This is a genomic window from Fictibacillus phosphorivorans, assembly GCF_023715845.1.
GTDB classification, from domain to species: domain Bacteria; phylum Bacillota; class Bacilli; order Bacillales; family Fictibacillaceae; genus Fictibacillus; species Fictibacillus phosphorivorans_D.
Window position 1 is genome coordinate 73364 of record NZ_JAMBOR010000006.1, and the last position, 18445, is coordinate 91808.

Sequence of the window (18445 nt, forward strand, 5' to 3'; positions counted from 1 at the left end):
CCCTCCTTTTTACGTTACAAATTTTCCCTAATTTAATTATACTTTAATAATTGGGTCTATTACACCATGAATTAAATACTAATAGCACAATTAAATATTTTTAAGGAGTAAATACTTTCAAATATTTTTTTAACTAAAATTAATTTATAAAAAAAGGTATGAGTTTCTAATTAAAAGAAAGAATTTAGAAGCTAATCATATAGTATTTATAGGAAGTACTTATAAAAAACGGCCAATTTTGAGGTTTTACAATCTTTACATACCGAATTATGATTGCCTTAACTTTAAAATAGAGGGTGATAATATGTTATATGAACCACTTTATCAAGAATGGGGTTTTAAGCTAATTCCATCAAGTTATGGTGAATTAAAAGGTCAAAAAAGATATTATCGTGTATTTTATTGTACTGTGCATTGGCACTCAGCTGATCCGGATAATATCCATAAAGCTAGTATTATTTTTGTTCAATATGGTACTAATCCTAGTTTTGATATTGCAAGAAAAAAAGGAGAAATCAGAGAAAATTATCCCTGCCACATCCTAGACGATGATTTACCTTCTGTATTTGAAGCAATTAAGGAACTTAAAGAGCAATTCAACTAATTTAAAAGCCAAATATAAGAGAGCTTGGAATTTTACATCCAAGCTCTCTAGATTAATGTTAGGCATAGTGACAAACGCAGGGTACATCATTTTCTTCAACTAACTTTTTTGCAATTTCAGAGTCTTTATCCAACTCTTTGCGATATTCCTCTAAGGTAAATGGCTTTCCATTTCTTTTAAGGATGGTAACATCGCCTAGTTGCTCTCTTAGTCTATTTTCCATTTCTTCTTGTTCAATATAAACACTTGGCCAAGTTTCATATAAATGCTTATAATGATTGAATCCACCTCTAACACATCTACCACCACAGTTAGCATGAGAAAATCCTAAATGATACATTTCCGGAAGTTGAATATCCCAGTCTTTTGTAATAATATTTTTTATTTCATCATCTGATATATTACTTTCATAAAGTGGAAATACCGTTTTTACTGGTTGCTCCTCTCCATTACGAGGAAGTAGGAAATGATTATATAATGCCTCAATCCCTTCACGTCTCCGTTTCTCATGTTTACCGATTCCAAAGTAAAGTATTGGTTCAAATCCATTATCTCGCAGTTCTTCAAGGTAGATCATTGTTTGGTGCACTTTTAAATCAGATGAGCATTTTGCAAGTCTTGAGTTTCCAAGAAAACGTGTTTCCTCAAATACCTCCTCTGGTGTTCTCCCATCTCTAACAGTCTTTATATCTATCCCAATTTTTTCTGCTACTTCCACCATGAAACGTTTATTATCTTTATGTTCCCATAGAGTATCAGTAAAAAATAACTGTGATTTTTCCTCACCGTGTTTTTGTACCATTAAATACGCAACATAAGCACTTGCAGCACCACCGCTAAACATGGCAATATATATCGGTTCTCTACCATACATCCTAATCATCCTTTTTATTTGTTTTCTTCATAGTAATCTACCAATAACTTATATAGCAGTGCAGTAATTTCTTCTTTTGGTAGTTTTCTTGCCATTAACTCAAGATCTGTTTTTACATTAGAATAAATAATATTCCCCTTTGGAGATAGTTCTCGTTTAGGAATTGCTAAAGTCTTTGAATCAACTTTTACTTCATGATATTCATCTTTAAGGCTTTCAATATTTATTTCTAAGAGTGATTTGACTGTTTTGAAGAATACTTCACTAGTTGCATCAGACCAGTCTTCTCTGCTTACACCTACTAATTCGCTTGACAATTCATTTATCCAATTATTTTTATCAGTTGATAAAATCAAGTTAAATAACTTATTATCAACTTTTAATATCTCATTTTGGTTTTGGATGTAATCAAATAATTCTTCAAAGGAATTGGTATTGGTTAATTCAAAAACAGTTTTTTCAATTTGTTTTTTATGCTTTTGCGAGTACTCTTCACACTCTTGCTTAATTTTATTTACCATTTCTACATCAAGTTTTAAATTTAATAGTTCCTTTAATGCAGTATCTGGTTCAAACTCGCCCTTTGTAATGAGCTTTTTAAAAATAATTGCATTTGTTGATACACTGTTTGTCTTTTGAGCTATCTTTGGGAGGCTATTTAGCCACCTTAATAGCATTCTGTTTAATCGTACACTAGGATGGTAAGAGGAATCTAACTCCGTTCTATATGACTCAAAACATTCATCTATTACATCTATTATATTTTTATACTTATTATCTAATTTTTGATGACTAAAAGTATAATTTTCTGGTTTATCTAACATTCTGTCATATAAAATGTCACCATTTACATCATTAATATATGAACCGTCTTTATGGTAAAACATTATATATTTCCATTCATTTTTTAAAATAGCTGTCAGTAATACAGGAATATTTGGTTCTCTAATACCAAAATCTTTGCCTTTAAAGATCTTTATTAAGGTTGAGAAATTCCCGCTTTCTGATTTTATCTCATTCATTATTTTTTGACGTAATAATGTTATTTCTTCACTTTCATTCTGACCATTAATATTATTATTTTTTACAACAGAGGCATATATTAACTTGGCAGGACCCTTAAATTTGTAATTACTCTCACCACTAATAATAGCGTCTATGACTTCTTTAGCGGCATTTAACTGTTGCTTTGAAATATTCCTTCTATTAAAGGACTCATTATTTATTATTGGAGTACTCCCATAATACTTAAATGCAATCTGTGATAACTGTTCACTTAGAGCTATTCTACTTCTGACGCTTATGTTGATTCCTTCGTGAATCCAGAAAGACCCTTTATAATGTGATATTGGCTCAAGAAGCTGCCTTAATCTATGAATTTTATTTTCTCTAATCTTTAGCAACTCTTCTTCAACAATTGGATCCTCATTCAATAAATATTTATCCTCTAATAGTTTCTCCACTGAAGATAATTCTAAAATTTCCTCATCAAAATTATTGAGAGGCTTCTTGGGTAAAGCAAATATTATCCGAGAATGTTCATTGCTTAATTTAACTATGAGACTTCTTATTTCTTCAATATCTGAATCCTTTTCAGGTATAACATACAAAATTTTAAGATCTGAATTAGAATCTTGATTGATAGATTGTAATTCTGTATCAGATAGTTCATTTGCATATATAGGCTTTATAGCTGCAAACCTAATCATATTTTTTTTATCATTATACCTTTTGGGATAAGCATATTTTGTATCTAAGACCTTACTAATAATGTTTATGCTATCAAGTTTATTTATACCTAAGAGTTTTTTTTCATTGATTTTCGCATTTAAATCAATAGAACTGCCTTCAAATACTTCCCAATTCTCATCAAATAGTCTGTACCTTAGAAGTTTTTTATTCTCAAGTATTTTAATTATTTTATTAACTTTATTTAACTCCCAATTAAGCGCAAACGATATAAAATCATTTGTTAATTTTCTTTTGCTACTTAGGTTTGCAATATCCCACAGTGTGAATAGCTTTAGTAGCTGTAACTCACTGTGTGCAGTAACTGTATTCTCTACTCTTTTTTTCACTCTCAAATATTTAAGGTATGCATTTCCGATTAAGGAATCACTCATAAATTCTTGAAATGCTGGTTCAAAGTAATCGAATAAACTACTAACAAGATACCATGCTTTTTCTGTGTGAAAGTAATTTGCTAGTCCACCTTTTTCGTTACTTTCTAAGAACGTAAATAATGTTCTCTCATTTTGAGCTACAGCATTTGCTAGACGCGGAAGGGTATAAAGTGTAACTGGATGTAAAGGAAAGGAATTCTCGACTACTATTGTCTTCTTTTCTCGTCCATTTAATTCTGGAAATAAATCATATTTTATTATTTCATTTTCAAAACTATATTCTTGATTCCAATTATTCCTATAACCCGACGTAACCTGACTAGCAAGTCTAATAAATGTTGCTGGATCACTATGAGTATGATAGATCTTAAAACGTCCCTGAATTCTTTTAAATTCATTTTGTAAATCTTCCCCATAACTAAGGAAATACTGATTTAAGTTTCTATGAGTTATTAACAGAATATTAAAGTTTGCACTTTGATGATGGTCAGCTACTTCGGCTATATCTTGAATGTCTTGCATGGCTTCAACTGTTTCATATTTATCTAAACTTTGAAGAAACCTTCCGAATTCATCATATACTAAATATATTCCTAAGTTCTCTTTATCAAGCTCATCTAAGATATTTGTTAAATGCTCAGTTAAGTCAAGATTATAAGAGAGGCTTAACTCGGCACCTGCTGTTAATATAGGATAAAGCTTTTTAAACCAATCCACTGTCTCAGGTTCATGTTCATTAATATCTCGAATAAAGCTTTCTATAGTCCAATTGTTTGTATTTAAATAATCCTTAAACTGAACATAAGTGTCGTGATAATGTTCTTCCCATAAGGAGATTTTATTTTTAATTTCATCAACATAAGAAGGTATAGAGAAATCAAATCCATATTTAATAATTGTCTTGTGTATTGATGAAATTATTGCTTCACGGAAGTTTCCTTGATTTCCATTTATCACTACAGGTATATATCTTTTTTCTAAATTCCTTACTTGATTAAGTAAATGGCCAACAGCTGCCTCTTTAGTAGTTACTTTATCAAATTTACTAACTAATTCATTAAAGGTATCCTGTTCAATATTTTTAGATACTACATTTGCTATTAAAGTTCCAACCATAGACTTTCCTGAACCATATGAACCTATTAATATATGAGACTTGTTTCCTTTATCTAAAAAGCCTTCTAGAACTCCGGAGAGACTCTCTGAATGAGTAGGAGTTGGAATATACCTTTCCGCTATCCATTCACTACCTAAATCGAGCTTTATATTAACACTTGATTTGAATTTACTCTGTGTAATTATCATCTTAATGCCCTTTCTTTCCTAACATACTCTTCTTTTAAAAATTCAATAGGATCAACTAGAGTAACTCTAACTAAATCCAATCTATTCGTCCTATCAAATACAAGTGGATACTTACTAGCATTTACAAGTTGTTCAATTGCCCTTACAATTTCACTTCTTTGTAAATTAAATACCTTCCCCCATAGATTTTTACTCGCTTCAATCTCATCTATCGATATTTCTGATTGACCATATTTCAACAACACGTACATTAATGCTGTTAAACCGATATCTTCAAATTTAGGATTTTTTTTGTAAATCCTACCGTCTACTTCTTCTATTAGATTTAATGCTGCAAGAGGACTTTGAATCACTTCCTCCGGATCATCGGATTTGTTTTTGGAATAATACTGTTTAATTAGACAATCAATATCACGTTCTAATGTATCCGTTGAATTCTTCGAATCGTAATTCTTATTTATCCATGTAATAAGATCCTTGATAGCCTCTTCCTTTACAAAAGAATTTTTTTCATATTCATTAAAGAACCAATACCAAGTAGTTGATGGCTCTTTACTGTCCACAATGTGATAGTGAATGATACTAATAGTATCATTCATCTCTATATAAGGATCATACTCATTAAAGATTTGCCCAAATGGTGAGATGGTGTGAATTACTTTATTATCACTATCCCTTTTATCAGTTTCACAAATATCAGTTGCCTCAATCCAATGTTTCAACGATTTAACCATATTTGTCCCTAACCCAATCAATTCTGATGCATCTTTCTCATAAAAAAATCTATTATTATCTAATTGCTGTATAGCTTTTCTTAACCAATATGTTCTGAGATAAAAGCTTTGATGTTGTCCAAAACCCAATTTAGTTCGCTCCTTTGTTTCTGGAGAATTGTCTCCAGAATAACTACTAATTCATTCTATCATACTTCTTCTTGCATTTCAGTTATGAAATTAGAAGAAATAACCATATACATTGTGTCAGGAAGTATAATCAGAATATTCTTGCTTTAATATTTATAAAAAAATTTTATTAAACTCTTAAAATATTAAGATTCTCAAAGTACTATGTCTTACAACCAAATGTAGCCGGCAACTTTTTGGATTAAGTACTTAGAGGATGATTAATATGAAAAAAGAAAAATTCACTGACTATAACACTCATTACGCTTCAATATTAGCTATCGAGAAAGATCACGGGAAGATTAATGCTTCTGACTTTTTAAGTTATATTTCCGAACTAATCGTCAAACATTCAGAAACCATTGAAATGAAAGTTATAAGTGGGAGAGTGATTATTAATGAGTAGAAATAAAAAAAAGAAGAGAAATAAGATTCGCAATAAAAGAAAAAGAGCTTATGGTTATGTAAGAAAAAGTCCTAACAAATACATTGATAACACATCAATTGAAAAACAAATTGAAGAAATAGAGAAATACTGTGAATTAAATGATATTGAGTTAGTTGAAATATATACTGATGACCTAAAATCAGCAAAATCATTTGAAGGTAGAGATGGATTTAAGGAAATGTATAATAATGTACTTAGATCAAAAGATGATGTAGACTACATTATTGTTTTTAAACAAGACAGAATTTCTCGTGATACCCTAGATACTTTGTATATAATGAAACGACTAAACTCATTGGACAAACACCTTATATCTATCGCTGACAATGTTAATACAGAAGACCCTTCTGCAAAAATTCTTGTACATGTGTTAGCTTTAGTCGCAGAACTCGAACGGGAATTTATCAATATGAGAACAGCTTCTGGTATGGAGAAAAAAGCAAATGAAGGTCACTTTTTAGGTGGAATAGTCTTTGGTTATAAGACACATAATAAAGAATTAATTATTGTTCCTGAAGAAGCCAAGGTCGTAAAATATATCTTTGAAAAGTATGCAGTTGAACAGTGGGGTTATAAAAAAATAGCTTCTAATCTAAATCTTCAAGGTGTTAGAACTAAAAATAATAAATATTGGTCAATTAATGCAGTTAAAACTGTCCTAGAAAACCAGTTATATATTGGGAATACAAAATGGAAAGGGAAATATCAGAAAGGTATTCATACACCGATTATTGACTTACCCCTTTGGGAAAAAGCCCAAGATGTAATGAAAACAAGGAGCTATATACAAGAAAAAATTCATCCGGGATCTTTCCCTTTATCTGGACTGTTGAAATGCCCAGAATGTGGCTCTTCAATGGTACAAGGCAATAGCAGTGTAAAGTATAAGTATTATCAATGTAGTAAAAATAAAAATAGTGGTAAAGTAGCCTGTTCATCCAATCTTGTAAAAAAAGAATATGCAGAAGAGTTCGTTTTAAATGAACTCATTAGCTTTTTACAAGGCTTCAACCTTTCGCCTTATATTGAATCTGCAACTAAATCATTATTATCTTTTGAACTTGAACCAGTTTATAATGAGATAGAAAGAATAGAAAATCAAATAAAACTTGTCAAAAAAAGGATGAATACAGTTATTGATTTAATGGATGATCCAACAGCCTGTTTAGACAAGGAATTATTAAAAAGTAAACTTTTGTCTCATCAAGAAGAATTAAATAAAAATAATATAGTCTTAGAAGAACTTACAAAACAGATAAATTTTAAAGAAAGTCATACATCCAAGGATGTTATTACTTTTTGTGTCAAAAGATTTAGTGATTTTTATGAAATACTTACTAACGAAGAGAGAAAATTACTGTTAAATTATATCATTAAGGAAGTTCATGTTCTTAAAGGTGATAGCACCAAGGATCGTAAAATAAAAGACATAATTTATAACTTCAACCAAAATGACTTATCATTAGATTAGGAGAAAGGCAAACTGTCCTTTCTCCTTTTTTATTTTCCATTGTATGATTAATTCAAAGGAGGTAATTAGATGGAGATAAAGAAAGTTGCTATTTATGCACGTGTAAGTACTGAAGAACAAGCATCAGAAGGTTACAGTATATCAGCTCAACTCCAAACCCTTCGTCAATACGCAAATCTTTATGGTTGGGAGATTTCAAATGAATATGTAGATGAGGGGATAAGTGGAAAATCTATTAAAGGTCGCCCTGCAATGCAAAGACTTGTAGCTGATATAGATAAGGGAAAATTCCAAGCAGTATTAGTTTGGAAGATATCACGCCTTTCCCGTAATATGTTAGACACCCTCGTTTTACTAGATCAATTTGAAGAAAACGACGTGAAGTTTATTTCTTACTCAGAGAACTTTGACACTGGTAGTCCTATAGGCCGTTTAGTCGTTCAACTTATGGCTTCTATCGCCGAAATGGAACGTAACACCCTATCAGAAAACGTAAAGCTTGGAATGACACAAAGAGCAAAAGAAGGTTCATGGAATGGAGGTCTTGTATTTGGCTATGATTCAGTAGAGAAAGAACTAATGATAAACCAGAAAGAAGCAGCAATTGTAACTTTAATCTTCGAAAAGTATTCAGAAGGTAAAGGCTTAAAGGCAATAGCTAATTTTCTTAACAAAGCCGGTTATAAGACAAAGCACGATAGACACTTTTCAATCAACGGTATAGCAACAATATTAGACAATCCAGTTTATATAGGTAAGATAAGATGGTTACAAGTAGAAAATTGGGATAAACGACGTAGGAAAGGAAAAAATCCTAACCCAATAATTGTAGACGGAAAACACGATCCCATTATTACGACTGAGCTTTGGAGTATTGTCCAAGCACGTAGACAAAGTAAATCCTTTAAGCAACGTCAATCAAACGAACCTTTTCTATTAAGTAGTATTCTTCGATGTCCTGATTGTGGCCAAGGAATGGTACCTTCAATTACTACTTCTGTTCGCAAAAATGGGTCAAAACATAAACATCGTTACTATGTCTGTGGTAATTTTCACAATAAAGGCTCTTCTGCCTGTAAGGCTAATTCAATTAGAGCTTATGAAGCAGAAGAATCTGTAATTAACCGCTTAGAGAATTTCTTAGCCGATTCCAAACTCTATATCGATACAATAGAGTCTCTAAATAAACAAACAGTTCAATCGACTATACAAAACCAACACGAATTAGAAAAAATTGAAGAGCAGCTAAACAAAGTTAATACCATGCAAGAAAAGTACATGGAAGCATTTGAACAGAATCTATTCCCAATTGCAATTTTACAAGAACGCTTACAAAAGCTTACCATAGAAAAAAAAGGTTTAGAGCAAAAGAAAAATGAACTTAGCGTTCAACTAAGTTCATCAGACTCAAAGATAATTCCTCCAGATATTATTAGTCATCTATTAAAAAAGTACTTAGGAATTTTCAAACAGTCTTCGCGAGAAAAAAAGAAGCAACTCTATCAGCTCTTACTAAATAACATAACGATTAAGCATTCTAATGGTCGTTTTAGAACTGTGGATAAAATTGAACTAGATTTTGACTTTTCCGAGGTCAATCTGTCCAAGACCTTTACACTCATCCACATACTGTCTCTTGATTCAGAGAAAAATTCGACTTTAAATCCTGATCTTAACGACAAAATGCCACCTTATTTACAACTTTTTTTGCCTCTATTTATGGTACGGTTCACCGCACCTAATATTAAACTCTTTGCTTTTATTTATCTATATTGTCATAAAAAAATCGTTCGTAAAAGTTAAAATAATCAAAGAACATATAATATTAATTTTATAAACTTAACGAACGTTAATTACAAATGTCATTTTAAAAATATAGCACGTTCAAAAAAGTATACTATTGTGGAAAAATTTCAAAACACACTAATTAATTAGCGTGCTTAAAAAATGCATTTATTTTTTTGAGGAAAAAATTATTACCTTTTCTAAAGTTGAACTAGTTTGTTCCTCATTTGTTTCAAAACTTGCTCTTCAGCAAGTAAACAATTATCACAAATCGGTAACATTGCCATTTCTTTTAAAATAATCCAATCTGTATAATGGATTTGGACACCACATTTTAAACATTTTTTGTTTTTGATAAAATCACCTACTTATTATTTGTTTCCTTTCAAAATGTACATGTAACCTATAGTCAATAATTTCAGCTGTCCATTTAAATATATGTTCATTAACATTGCTAGCAAAAACTTTATGAATTAGAAATGAATTATTTTCAAAAGTCACCATAGCATTGGAACTTCCACCCCATTTAGTCATAGGCATCTTCGCAATTAATCTGGCAACCTTCTTTTCATCATACTCCCACATTTGTTTAGCTGCTTTATCTGAAAAATCTATCCGTCTTCTATACTCTTTTTCAGTTAAATATTTGTGGAAGAACGGAGCTACTTCTTCCCGCGTCACTGGATCTAACCAGTCATCTACACCTCTTGAGAGCATGTATTTTAGAACCACCATTTTATAACTTTTAGCCATTCCTGTTTTCTCTACTTCTATGAGCCAGTCTTCCGCTTCTTTAAAAGCTTCTTTTTCAGGATCAGAGAGTTCATCTGCCCAATAAAGAAAACCTACAAGGGACTTAAACTCCTGTCTATATTCCTGACTTGGAGCATTTCCTTTTAAATGTAATTCTAAGTAGGTCGGTCTTCTCCCCAGTTCTTTCTTTAGTTCAAGGTAAGCATTTAATAACTTTTCTTTACGTGGCTGTTTCTTGGTTTGCAGTTCTTTTAATAAGTCTATTACTTGTATATCTAAGTCTATTGCACATCCAGTCGGGACAGATGGAACCACATCCGTTCTGCTTTTTTCTTTTGTTGATTCTGTATTAAACAACTGCATTTTGACATCTGCATTTCTATAGTTACCAATCAAATCAATAATAACACAATGTGATTTTCCATTATGAAGACGCAACCCACGTCCAACTTGCTGAGTGAATACAGTTAATGATTCAGTAGGTCTTACAAATAAAAGAGTATCAACAGAAGGAATATCTACTCCTTCGTTAAACAGATCTACGGTGAAGATAATATCTAATTGACCATCATTTACCTGCTGTATGGCATCTTCTCTAGAAATATCAATTGTTTTAGAATTAAGACTAACCGCTCTTACACCTTTTGTTATAAAATATTTAGCTAATGTGTTAGCTTGCCTTATTGATGAACAAAATGAAATTGTTCTCGTTTGTTTATGCTCGATCCATGCTGCGTACACTTTCTCCAGCATTTCTTCTGTTAATTGAACAGCTAACAATTCTTCTTCATCATATTTGGTACCAAGCCAAGTTATCTGCCGGTAATCAGTATCATCATATACACCATAATAATGGAAAGGAGCTAACCACTGCTTCTGTATAGCTTCAATAAAATGAATCTGATAAGCTACGTTTCCATCACATATCGCATAAACATCTTTTCCGTCCATTCGGTCTGGAGTTGCAGTAATTCCCAGTAAACACTTTGGTTTAAAGTAATCTATAACACGTTGATATGACTGTGCTGCAGCATGATGAAATTCATCCACTACAATCAGATCAAAGTCATCGGGAGAAAAGACCTCTAAATGTCTATTCATTCCGAGTGTATATATAGAAGCAAATATCACATCCGCTTCTGGTTGCTTTTTTGGTCCATAGTAAAGGCCATAAGTTTTATTAGGCGTGATATGCCGGAATGATTGCATAGCCTGTTTTAATATTTCTTCCCTATGAGCAATAAATAAGATTCTACTAAAATTTTGTGCAAAAAATCCAGTTAAATAGGTTTTACCAAGTCCCGTAGCCATAACAACCATTGCTTTGTCATAGCCTTCTTCAAAGGTATTTTGAAGCATCTCTAAAGCTTCTTGTTGTGAAGGTCTTGGAGTTATTATGTATGGTGCTGTAGGATCAACTAACATCTCGGGTTCTTGAACAGGTTCAACTGTTAGCAATGTCATTTCTTGCTCTTCTATTTCTGTCCAAGTTCTAACTAAGTCAGGATGTTTTTGGTGGTATCTTTTATATTGCAATTGATATTCTTCCAATGTTTCTTTATTAACGGGTATTGTTTGGTCATGAAGGAATGTTTTTTGAAATTGATCTAATGCATCTAAATATGTTTCTGGACTAACACTTTCAGCTAAAGAAAGATTCCATTCTGTTCCCATTTTAAGTGCGGATCTAGATAAATTTGATGAGCCTACTATGAAATATCCATTTTCATCTGGAATATCAAAAAGATACGCTTTCGGATGAAACGACTTCCCATTACTCTTGAACAGTCGGACAGAAATATTAGGATGGATTGCAATTAGCCTTTCAAGTGCTTCTGGTTGTGTGACAAATAGATAATCACCAGTGCAGACTTGTATTTCAGCACCCCGTTCTACAGCTCCTTTTAGATGTGGTGCAAGAACATCAACACCTGACTTCATTATGAAGGATGTCAGTATGTGAATGGATCTTGCATTCTGTAATCCTTTAAGAAGTTCTTCATAGAGGTTGTTTGTTACGAGTTTAATAGACTTCATTCTGTATCAATCAAGAAGATACGTTCCTGAAATCCTCCGCGCTTTTCTGCTTTTTTCCTGCCTTACTTTTTCAATTTCATAGAATCTACTCCATGAACCTTCGCAAGTGCATTACATTAATTCTAGCAAATCAGCCAGTTCTTCAACAGCATCCCTGTCATTTTTTGCTGCTACATATTCATGTTCTTCATAACATTTCTTTTTAACTCTTTTATATAGTCGGTTTCAGATAGAATAGTAGTGTTAAAGGAAGCTCCAGTTCGTTCAATAATTTCTGGAATACGGTCACGAACAAGTTTATTGTATGTAGGCATGGTTATTACCCCTTTATATTTTTGTGTATGATAATAGTACCAATAATCCAATACCAGAAAAAGGATTTAAATGATTTATTAAGTTGACTAAAAAATTAAAATAAAAGCCCGAGTTATCTAACCTCGGACTCTAATCTTCATAATTATAAATTATTGCTCTTCCTTCTATTACAATATCTATGTGTTAGTTGCGCGTTATTTAATTCCGTTCTACCACCTTCAGAATAAGCAATAACATGATCAACTTCCGCATCGTCAATAGCTAAAATTTGTTGGTGACAAATCTGACATGTTGGATTAATTTGAAAGAGTTGCTTTTTGATCGAATAATCAAAAATCCTTGCATTTACTACAGTTTCTCCGACAATCTCATCTAAAACATCCAGCCAAATTCTAAATCTTTTTGTAAGAACATTTTTGTCACTTGTCTTAATTTCAATAGAATTTATAAATTCTTCGTTTTGACTCATTAACTTAATTAGTCTTTCTCTTATTTGATCAGCTTTAGAAATAATTTGGTGCTTATCATAATTAACAAAACCACACATTTGAATATCAAATAATGCCATATTAATTTTACTTGTTGACCATTTTCCATTAACATTTTCTGAATCACCTGGTATAAATCTTCTAAAGGCTTTATCTCCAAATACTAATTTTACCAAATCATTTACCTTAAAGAATCTCTTTTTATATTCTTCATACTTTTCTTTACTCATATATCTGTTATCCCGAAGTTCTTTATTACTAAATTGTTTCATACTAGGTTTATAATTTAAGTAAGTCTTTTCTGATAGTGCGAAAAACCTTAATATCATTCCCCTATAGATCATTCTATTTTTAAAATTATCCTTTCTTACAAGCATGTGGAATGTTTCATTACTTTCTAATTCTGATAATAATTTTATGTAAGGTCCCCGATAAATAGTGTTTCTAATCTCATCTTCATTTAATTTAATAGAACCTGTATTTAGCCTCTCAAAAATTTCAAATTTAATATTTTCGTGAGATTCATTTTTAATAATAATAGTGTGTATAGTAGTTTTTTTAATTTTCATTTGCATTTCTTTAGGCAGGTCAATATATTGTTTTCTATTATATTCTTTTAAAACTTTTAACCCAGTTAAATTAAAATCCTTGCCATCAGGTAATTTACCTTCTAAAAATGAGATAAAAGTAGTAAGTCTCTGTTGACCATCAATTACACTATACACACTATCGTTTTCCTCGGCTAAATAAATAACTGGAATTGGTACATCTAATAATACTGATTCAATTAATTTACTAGCACGGGCAGAGTCCATTACAAAATTTCTTTGGTACTCTGGCTGTAATTCAAGTTCACCATCTTGTTTCATTGCCTGAAATTCTCTAATACTAAAATCCTTGGCTTGCCAAATTAATTTTCTTTCATCAGAATTATTGGAGCTATTTGCCTCTGTTTCATTGCCTTCTTCATTTTCATAGAATTCTTCAACTGATTGATTTTCTTCTTCAACTATAGTTTCTGTTGACATTTTTATACACCTCTGTAATTAAGAATAAATTTTCTTATATATTTTACTTTTTTTCCTGTTCTTCCCCTTCTAAAACTTTTAGGAATTTCAATAGAATTAAATATTCCTAAATCTAAAACCCTGTATTTATTTATCATCAAATCTATTTACATTTACCCCATCAAGCCACTCATTTATATGAACTTTTAATAGATTCCTCTGCTCAATATGCAAATTATGCCCAGCAGCATCCAACACAGAAAAAGTAGCTCTCGGATATTTATCAAGTATGTCAAACGTGTCCTTAAAACCTGTAATGTGGTCTTGTCTTCCTGTCAGAAACAAACAGGGCTTCGGAAACTCTTCTTGGTCAATCTTAAACGTGAAACCATAAGATCCTGAGATTTTTTCTAAGAACACTGGATCTGCTATCTGCATTCCTGCTACGACTTCTTCGTTATACCTCTTCCACGTGTATTCATCTAACTTCACATGAATCCCTTTGAAGTCTTCTCTTTCTTCTTCTGTTAACGTAGCGAGGAAATCGTGATCAACCTGTAAGTTAGCATGCTCCGGTAGTGTTCTTGCATTCCTATCCGGAATGATCATCGGACAGATAAACGCCGCACCCATTACTCGCTCAGGCATTTTCGCGATGATTCCTCTTATAATGTAACCTCCATAGGATTGCCCAGCGAGCAAGAATGACTCATTTGGCAACTTTGTTTCGATGAACTGAATAACCGCCTCCAGCATCTCTTCAGAGTTCTGAATAGATTCATAGTCTTTCGTCTGTCCCATTCCAGGCAGGTCGATATAGATGCGTCTGTATCCATTCCTCTCTTGAAAGACCGGTTCCATGCAGCCTTTCATCAAACGATGATCTGGTCCGAATCCGTGAATCATGAGTATCGGTGTTCCAGAACCGATTTCTTCATAATAGATCGTTGCTTTCTCTACTTCCCAATATGACATGTCTACCACTCCTTTTTCTCAGCTACTCTTTCTGTAAAACAAATGTCGAATCCTGCTCTTTTGTGAATTATGGTACGATAAAACAAATAGAGTTATAAGGAGCGTTAACAGTGAAAGACTATTTTATCCGACTCACATTCAGCATGATGACGATGATCATCATTTACGGGATTTTCTACATGCTTGGTTTGCACGCCAAATCATGGGCACCTTTTATTATCCTGCCATTAGGTCTCGCCGGAGGTTATGGTTCTCTTTATTTTTATAAAATCATTCTGGAACAAAGAAAACAATACATTAAATAACACTTAGCATAATTAAGGAGTAGATTCCTTTGAAGACTTATTTAATCCGATTATTCTTTGGCATGATGACGTAGTTTATTGGTTATGGAGTACTCTATCTCCTAAGATTGCACAAACATCCTAATGCGTTTTTATGTCTTTTCCCTATAGTCGTTGCTGGAGGATGGAGTGGATGGTATCTATACAAGAAAACTGTGGAAACAAGGTACAAACAAAAAGCTTCTTAGTACCACGAAAGACCTCTCCTATTTTCAAGAGAGGTCTTTTTTGTTATGATCATTCGATCTCTTTCTAAGAAGTAGATAAAATTGATAGACTCCAAATAAAAGAGATAAACCAATTAAGGGATATAACATGTATTCATGTTGAACTGTAAAATACATAACTATAAGAGCTATTAGAAAAACTAGGTATCAATATAAAATTGTTTTTTAGTCATTTTAGTGACCTCCCCTTTATAAACGAGTGTACAACTTAAAAGAATTAAGATCTTTTTAAAGTTTGTAATACTACATTACGCTGCCATATAGGAGAGGATCTTTTCTCTCATACCACCAATGCTTGTGAAAAGAATATAAGTCCTTTTCTTGCTTTTGATAACGACTCGATCGGTATGTCCATACGGTGAACCAATTCGAAAAGCAGCCTTTTCTTCTCCGCCATATGTATCATCATCTAAAACATCCGTAATATCTGATAATGGGATTTCAATAGCAGAAAGTTGGTATTTGATAAGAAGGTTGTCACCCTTTTTTGATACTTTTACCTCGAAAATTGCCATTTCATTCTCCACTCCACTCTTTATAAAATTATTCGTTTCTCGCCAATTCCCATGGCGAGCAATAAGAAGAATGCAAAGGTTAAAACAAGTCCATTTAGGAGTACACCTAATATCCCTGACAGCCATTTCTTCGAAAGTAATGCGGGCACATACCAATTAATGAAAATGAGCCTAAAACAATAATTATTGTCTTTAAATTGGCATCAGGTCCTCTTCATAAGAAAAGCGCCATAAAGCTAGCGACCACCATGAGGAATGAAAAGATACCGAATTTATTCACTTTAGCTCCCCTTTCACCTGAAGCTTTTTTATGTATTACCATTTAACCATATCCCTAATTACCATAACATAACAATTCATGTAATAGTAACCATACATATTTACTCATACAGGAGTGTGGAAAATTTTTCTATAATAAGAAAAGAGCCAGATCAAATTGATCTAGGCTCTTCTTTGTATGACTTCTATTTCGGATTCAATGATGTTAGTTCGAATTCTGGCTTTTGCTTTTCTTGCTCGGATATTGGCTTTTCGCTGAGTACGTATCTTGGGACTGGCAAATCTAAAGGCTTGGTAGTTAGCTGTTCATGGTTAGTGATTGTAAGCATAACTCATCCCTCCTTACCAGGTTTTATTCCTATTTTACCCTAAATTATTATATTATGAAACTTTTTCTGACAAAAACAGTCAATTCGACCCAATGGTTTGTACATAACGTGACGAAAGGAGTAGAATACATTATATGTTGAAGGCAAAACTTTTGCCCACCTATTTTTGAAAGGAATGAATGTCTTTGAAATTTGGTGTAATCGGAACAAACTGGATTACGGAACGATTTATACAGGCAGCGCGTGAAGCTGAAGGGTTTACGTTATCCGCAGTCTACTCCCGCACAGAAGAAAAAGCGAAAGAGTTTGCCGAGAAAAATGGTGCTGCATACACATTTACTGATCTTGAGGAAATGGCTCAAAGTGATGTGATTGACGCCGTCTATATCGCGAGCCCAAATTCGTTGCATGCTGAATATGCTATTACATTGATGAATCACGGAAAGCATGTGATCTGTGAGAAGCCGATTGCTTCCAACGTGAAGGAACTCGAAAGTATGATTGCTGCTGCAAAAGAGAATAACGTGCTATTAATGGAAGCGATGCGTTCGACTGTGATGCCGAACTTTAAGAGCATCCAGGAACACATACATAAGATCGGCCCTGTCCGCCGTTATTTTGCGAGCTCGTGTCAGTACTCTTCCCGCTATGATAAGTACAAAGAAGGAACGGTGCTGAACGCGTTCAACCCTAAGTTCTCAAACGGATCGTTGATGGACATCGGCATCTACTGCTTGTACCCGATGGTTGTTCTTTTCGGAAAGCCGGATTCGGTAAAAGCGAACGGACTTCTCTTGGAGTCCGGTGTAGACGGTGAAGGCAGCATCCTCTTGAACTATGAAGATAAAGACGCGGTTGTGATGTACTCGAAGATCTCGAACTCCTACGTTCCCTCTGAGATCCAAGGGGAGAACGGAAGTATCCTGATCGACCACATCCAGGACATGAGTAAGATCGAGATCCGCTATAAAGACGGTTCCACTGAGGATATCACGGTAGAGCAAGACAAGCCGAAGATGTACTATGAAGCGAAAGAGTTTATGGATCTTGTGAAGAATGGTGAATTAGAGTCGAAAGTGAACTCACATGCGAACTCACTTGCGGTGATGGAGATCATGGATGAAGCTCGTAAGCAGATTGGACTCGTGTTTCCAGCTGATGAAAAGTAAAACTTAAGACGAGATATTAAACACTCTTTAAACAAATTAGCAACGACCCCGATTTTTTGTGGTCGTTGCTTTTTACTATTATTAATTAACTTCAACTAGTTGCTACCCATTCATACAGAATATCCGGAAGATTCTCCTCATTCTCGTGTCCTCTGCCTATAATCTTAAAGCCATTTTTCTCATAAAAACGTTGAGCTTTTTTGTTTCTCTCGAATGTATATAGGGTTAATCGTCCTGATGATTGATCTTTCGCTTTTTGAAGTAAGCTTTTCCCGATCCCCTTACCTTGATGATCGTTATGAATATAGAGCTGGTTGATTTCTGATTCGTTATAGGCGATGATCCCGACTACTTCTTCACCCCAAAGGGCTAGTTCGACTTGATAGTCTTTAGGTAAGATATGATTTAAAAAGTAGACATGGCTTTCAAAACTGTGAATTTCTTCTTGCCTAATCGCCTGGTACTTACTATCTCTCCACATCTTCACAGCTTGAT

15 protein-coding genes and 1 pseudogene are annotated in these 18445 nt (G+C 33.1%); 6 read left to right on the plus strand and 10 right to left on the minus strand.

Annotation, left to right across the window (positions count from 1 at the left end; translation table 11 throughout):
• Positions 1 to 304: 304 nt before the first annotated feature.
• A complete protein-coding gene (locus M3206_RS06890; protein ID WP_251311782.1) occupies positions 305 to 604 on the plus strand; it encodes a hypothetical protein in 300 nt (99 codons plus the stop codon).
• A 58-nt stretch (positions 605 to 662) separates the two neighbouring features.
• Here M3206_RS06890 and M3206_RS06895 read toward each other — a convergent pair whose 3' ends face one another.
• From M3206_RS06895 to M3206_RS06905, 3 genes are read right to left on the minus strand one after another with little or no spacing between them, the layout of a single operon-like run.
• Positions 663 to 1478, minus strand: a complete 816-nt coding sequence (locus M3206_RS06895) for a phosphoadenosine phosphosulfate reductase family protein (RefSeq protein WP_251311783.1) — start codon at positions 1476 to 1478, stop codon at positions 663 to 665.
• Positions 1479 to 1492: 14 nt separating this feature from the next.
• Positions 1493 to 4906, minus strand: coding sequence for a hypothetical protein (locus M3206_RS06900; RefSeq protein WP_251311784.1), 3414 nt, complete (start codon positions 4904 to 4906; stop codon positions 1493 to 1495).
• The gene (locus M3206_RS06905; protein ID WP_251311785.1) at positions 4903 to 5769 is read right to left on the minus strand and encodes a DUF4007 family protein; all 867 of its coding nucleotides are present in this window, start codon (positions 5767 to 5769) and stop codon (positions 4903 to 4905) included. The genes M3206_RS06900 and M3206_RS06905 overlap by 4 nt, the downstream gene beginning before the upstream one ends.
• Positions 5770 to 6034: 265 nt before the next feature.
• Here M3206_RS06905 and M3206_RS06910 point away from each other — a divergent pair, with 265 nt between their 5' ends.
• The 3 genes from M3206_RS06910 to M3206_RS06920 all read left to right on the plus strand — a co-directional run bounded on the left by M3206_RS06910 (position 6035) and on the right by M3206_RS06920 (position 9530).
• A complete protein-coding gene (locus M3206_RS06910) occupies positions 6035 to 6214 on the plus strand; it encodes a hypothetical protein (protein ID WP_251311786.1) in 180 nt (59 codons plus the stop codon).
• The gene (locus tag M3206_RS06915; protein ID WP_251311787.1) at positions 6207 to 7727 is read left to right on the plus strand and encodes a recombinase family protein; all 1521 of its coding nucleotides are present in this window, start codon (positions 6207 to 6209) and stop codon (positions 7725 to 7727) included. Before M3206_RS06910 ends, M3206_RS06915 begins: the two co-directional genes overlap by 8 nt.
• 69 nt (positions 7728 to 7796) lie before the next feature.
• Complete coding sequence (locus M3206_RS06920; RefSeq protein WP_251311788.1) at positions 7797 to 9530, plus strand: recombinase family protein; 1734 nt, start codon at positions 7797 to 7799, stop codon at positions 9528 to 9530.
• A 342-nt stretch (positions 9531 to 9872) separates the two neighbouring features.
• Here the strand turns inward: M3206_RS06920 and M3206_RS06925 are convergent, their stop codons facing one another.
• The 4 genes and pseudogenes from M3206_RS06925 to M3206_RS06940 all read right to left on the minus strand — a co-directional run bounded on the left by M3206_RS06925 (position 9873) and on the right by M3206_RS06940 (position 15087).
• Complete coding sequence (locus M3206_RS06925) at positions 9873 to 12302, minus strand: DEAD/DEAH box helicase family protein (RefSeq protein ID WP_251311789.1); 2430 nt, start codon at positions 12300 to 12302, stop codon at positions 9873 to 9875.
• Positions 12303 to 12364: 62 nt separating this feature from the next.
• Positions 12365 to 12616, minus strand: a pseudogene (locus M3206_RS06930) (nucleoside triphosphate pyrophosphohydrolase).
• 143 nt (positions 12617 to 12759) lie between these two features.
• Positions 12760 to 14133, minus strand: a complete 1374-nt coding sequence (locus tag M3206_RS06935; RefSeq protein ID WP_251311790.1) for a GmrSD restriction endonuclease domain-containing protein — start codon at positions 14131 to 14133, stop codon at positions 12760 to 12762.
• A 126-nt stretch (positions 14134 to 14259) separates the two neighbouring features.
• On the minus strand, positions 14260 to 15087 hold the full coding sequence (locus M3206_RS06940; protein WP_251311791.1) for an alpha/beta fold hydrolase: 828 nt from the start codon (positions 15085 to 15087) through the stop codon (positions 14260 to 14262).
• Positions 15088 to 15197: 110 nt separating this feature from the next.
• On the opposite strand from M3206_RS06940, the gene M3206_RS06945 reads away from it, so the two are divergent.
• Positions 15198 to 15392 carry a hypothetical protein gene (locus M3206_RS06945; RefSeq protein ID WP_251311792.1) on the plus strand — a complete coding sequence of 65 codons (195 nt, stop codon included), beginning with the start codon at positions 15198 to 15200 and terminating at the stop codon, positions 15390 to 15392.
• A gap of 514 nt (positions 15393 to 15906) precedes the next feature.
• Here the strand turns inward: M3206_RS06945 and M3206_RS06950 are convergent.
• Together M3206_RS06950 and M3206_RS06960 are read right to left on the minus strand one after the other, a co-directional pair.
• Positions 15907 to 16173, minus strand: a complete 267-nt coding sequence (locus M3206_RS06950) for a PH domain-containing protein (RefSeq protein ID WP_251311793.1) — start codon at positions 16171 to 16173, stop codon at positions 15907 to 15909.
• A 464-nt stretch (positions 16174 to 16637) separates the two neighbouring features.
• A complete protein-coding gene (locus tag M3206_RS06960; protein ID WP_251311794.1) occupies positions 16638 to 16781 on the minus strand; it encodes a hypothetical protein in 144 nt (47 codons plus the stop codon).
• Between the two features lie 179 nt (positions 16782 to 16960).
• On the opposite strand from M3206_RS06960, the gene M3206_RS06965 reads away from it, so the two are divergent.
• Positions 16961 to 17950: a Gfo/Idh/MocA family protein gene (locus M3206_RS06965; RefSeq protein WP_251311795.1), complete on the plus strand. Its 990-nt coding sequence runs from the start codon at positions 16961 to 16963 to the stop codon at positions 17948 to 17950.
• 91 nt (positions 17951 to 18041) lie between these two features.
• On the opposite strand, the gene M3206_RS06970 is transcribed toward M3206_RS06965, so the two are convergent.
• On the minus strand, positions 18042 to 18431 hold the full coding sequence (locus tag M3206_RS06970) for a GNAT family N-acetyltransferase (protein ID WP_251311848.1): 390 nt from the start codon (positions 18429 to 18431) through the stop codon (positions 18042 to 18044).
• Positions 18432 to 18445 lie beyond the last annotated feature (14 nt).

Bases quoted from the DNA above. Each gene is read 5' to 3' on its own strand.
- M3206_RS06940 (WP_251311791.1), bottom strand. From the start codon at position 15,087: ATGTCATATTGGGAAGTAGAGAAAGCAACGATCTATTATGAAGAAATC.
- M3206_RS06925 (WP_251311789.1), bottom strand. From the start codon at position 12,302: ATGAAGTCTATTAAACTCGTAACAAACAACCTCTATGAAGAACTTCTT.
- M3206_RS06890 (WP_251311782.1), top strand. From the start codon at position 305: ATGTTATATGAACCACTTTATCAAGAATGGGGTTTTAAGCTAATTCCA.
- M3206_RS06965 (WP_251311795.1), top strand. From the start codon at position 16,961: ATGTCTTTGAAATTTGGTGTAATCGGAACAAACTGGATTACGGAACGA.
- M3206_RS06960 (WP_251311794.1), bottom strand. From the start codon at position 16,781: ATGCTTACAATCACTAACCATGAACAGCTAACTACCAAGCCTTTAGAT.
- M3206_RS06895 (WP_251311783.1), bottom strand. From the start codon at position 1,478: ATGTATGGTAGAGAACCGATATATATTGCCATGTTTAGCGGTGGTGCT.
- M3206_RS06915 (WP_251311787.1), top strand. From the start codon at position 6,207: ATGAGTAGAAATAAAAAAAAGAAGAGAAATAAGATTCGCAATAAAAGA.
- M3206_RS06950 (WP_251311793.1), bottom strand. From the start codon at position 16,173: ATGGCAATTTTCGAGGTAAAAGTATCAAAAAAGGGTGACAACCTTCTT.
- M3206_RS06910 (WP_251311786.1), top strand. From the start codon at position 6,035: ATGAAAAAAGAAAAATTCACTGACTATAACACTCATTACGCTTCAATA.
- M3206_RS06900 (WP_251311784.1), bottom strand. From the start codon at position 4,906: ATGATAATTACACAGAGTAAATTCAAATCAAGTGTTAATATAAAGCTC.
- M3206_RS06920 (WP_251311788.1), top strand. From the start codon at position 7,797: ATGGAGATAAAGAAAGTTGCTATTTATGCACGTGTAAGTACTGAAGAA.
- M3206_RS06970 (WP_251311848.1), bottom strand. From the start codon at position 18,431: ATGTGGAGAGATAGTAAGTACCAGGCGATTAGGCAAGAAGAAATTCAC.
- M3206_RS06935 (WP_251311790.1), bottom strand. From the start codon at position 14,133: ATGTCAACAGAAACTATAGTTGAAGAAGAAAATCAATCAGTTGAAGAA.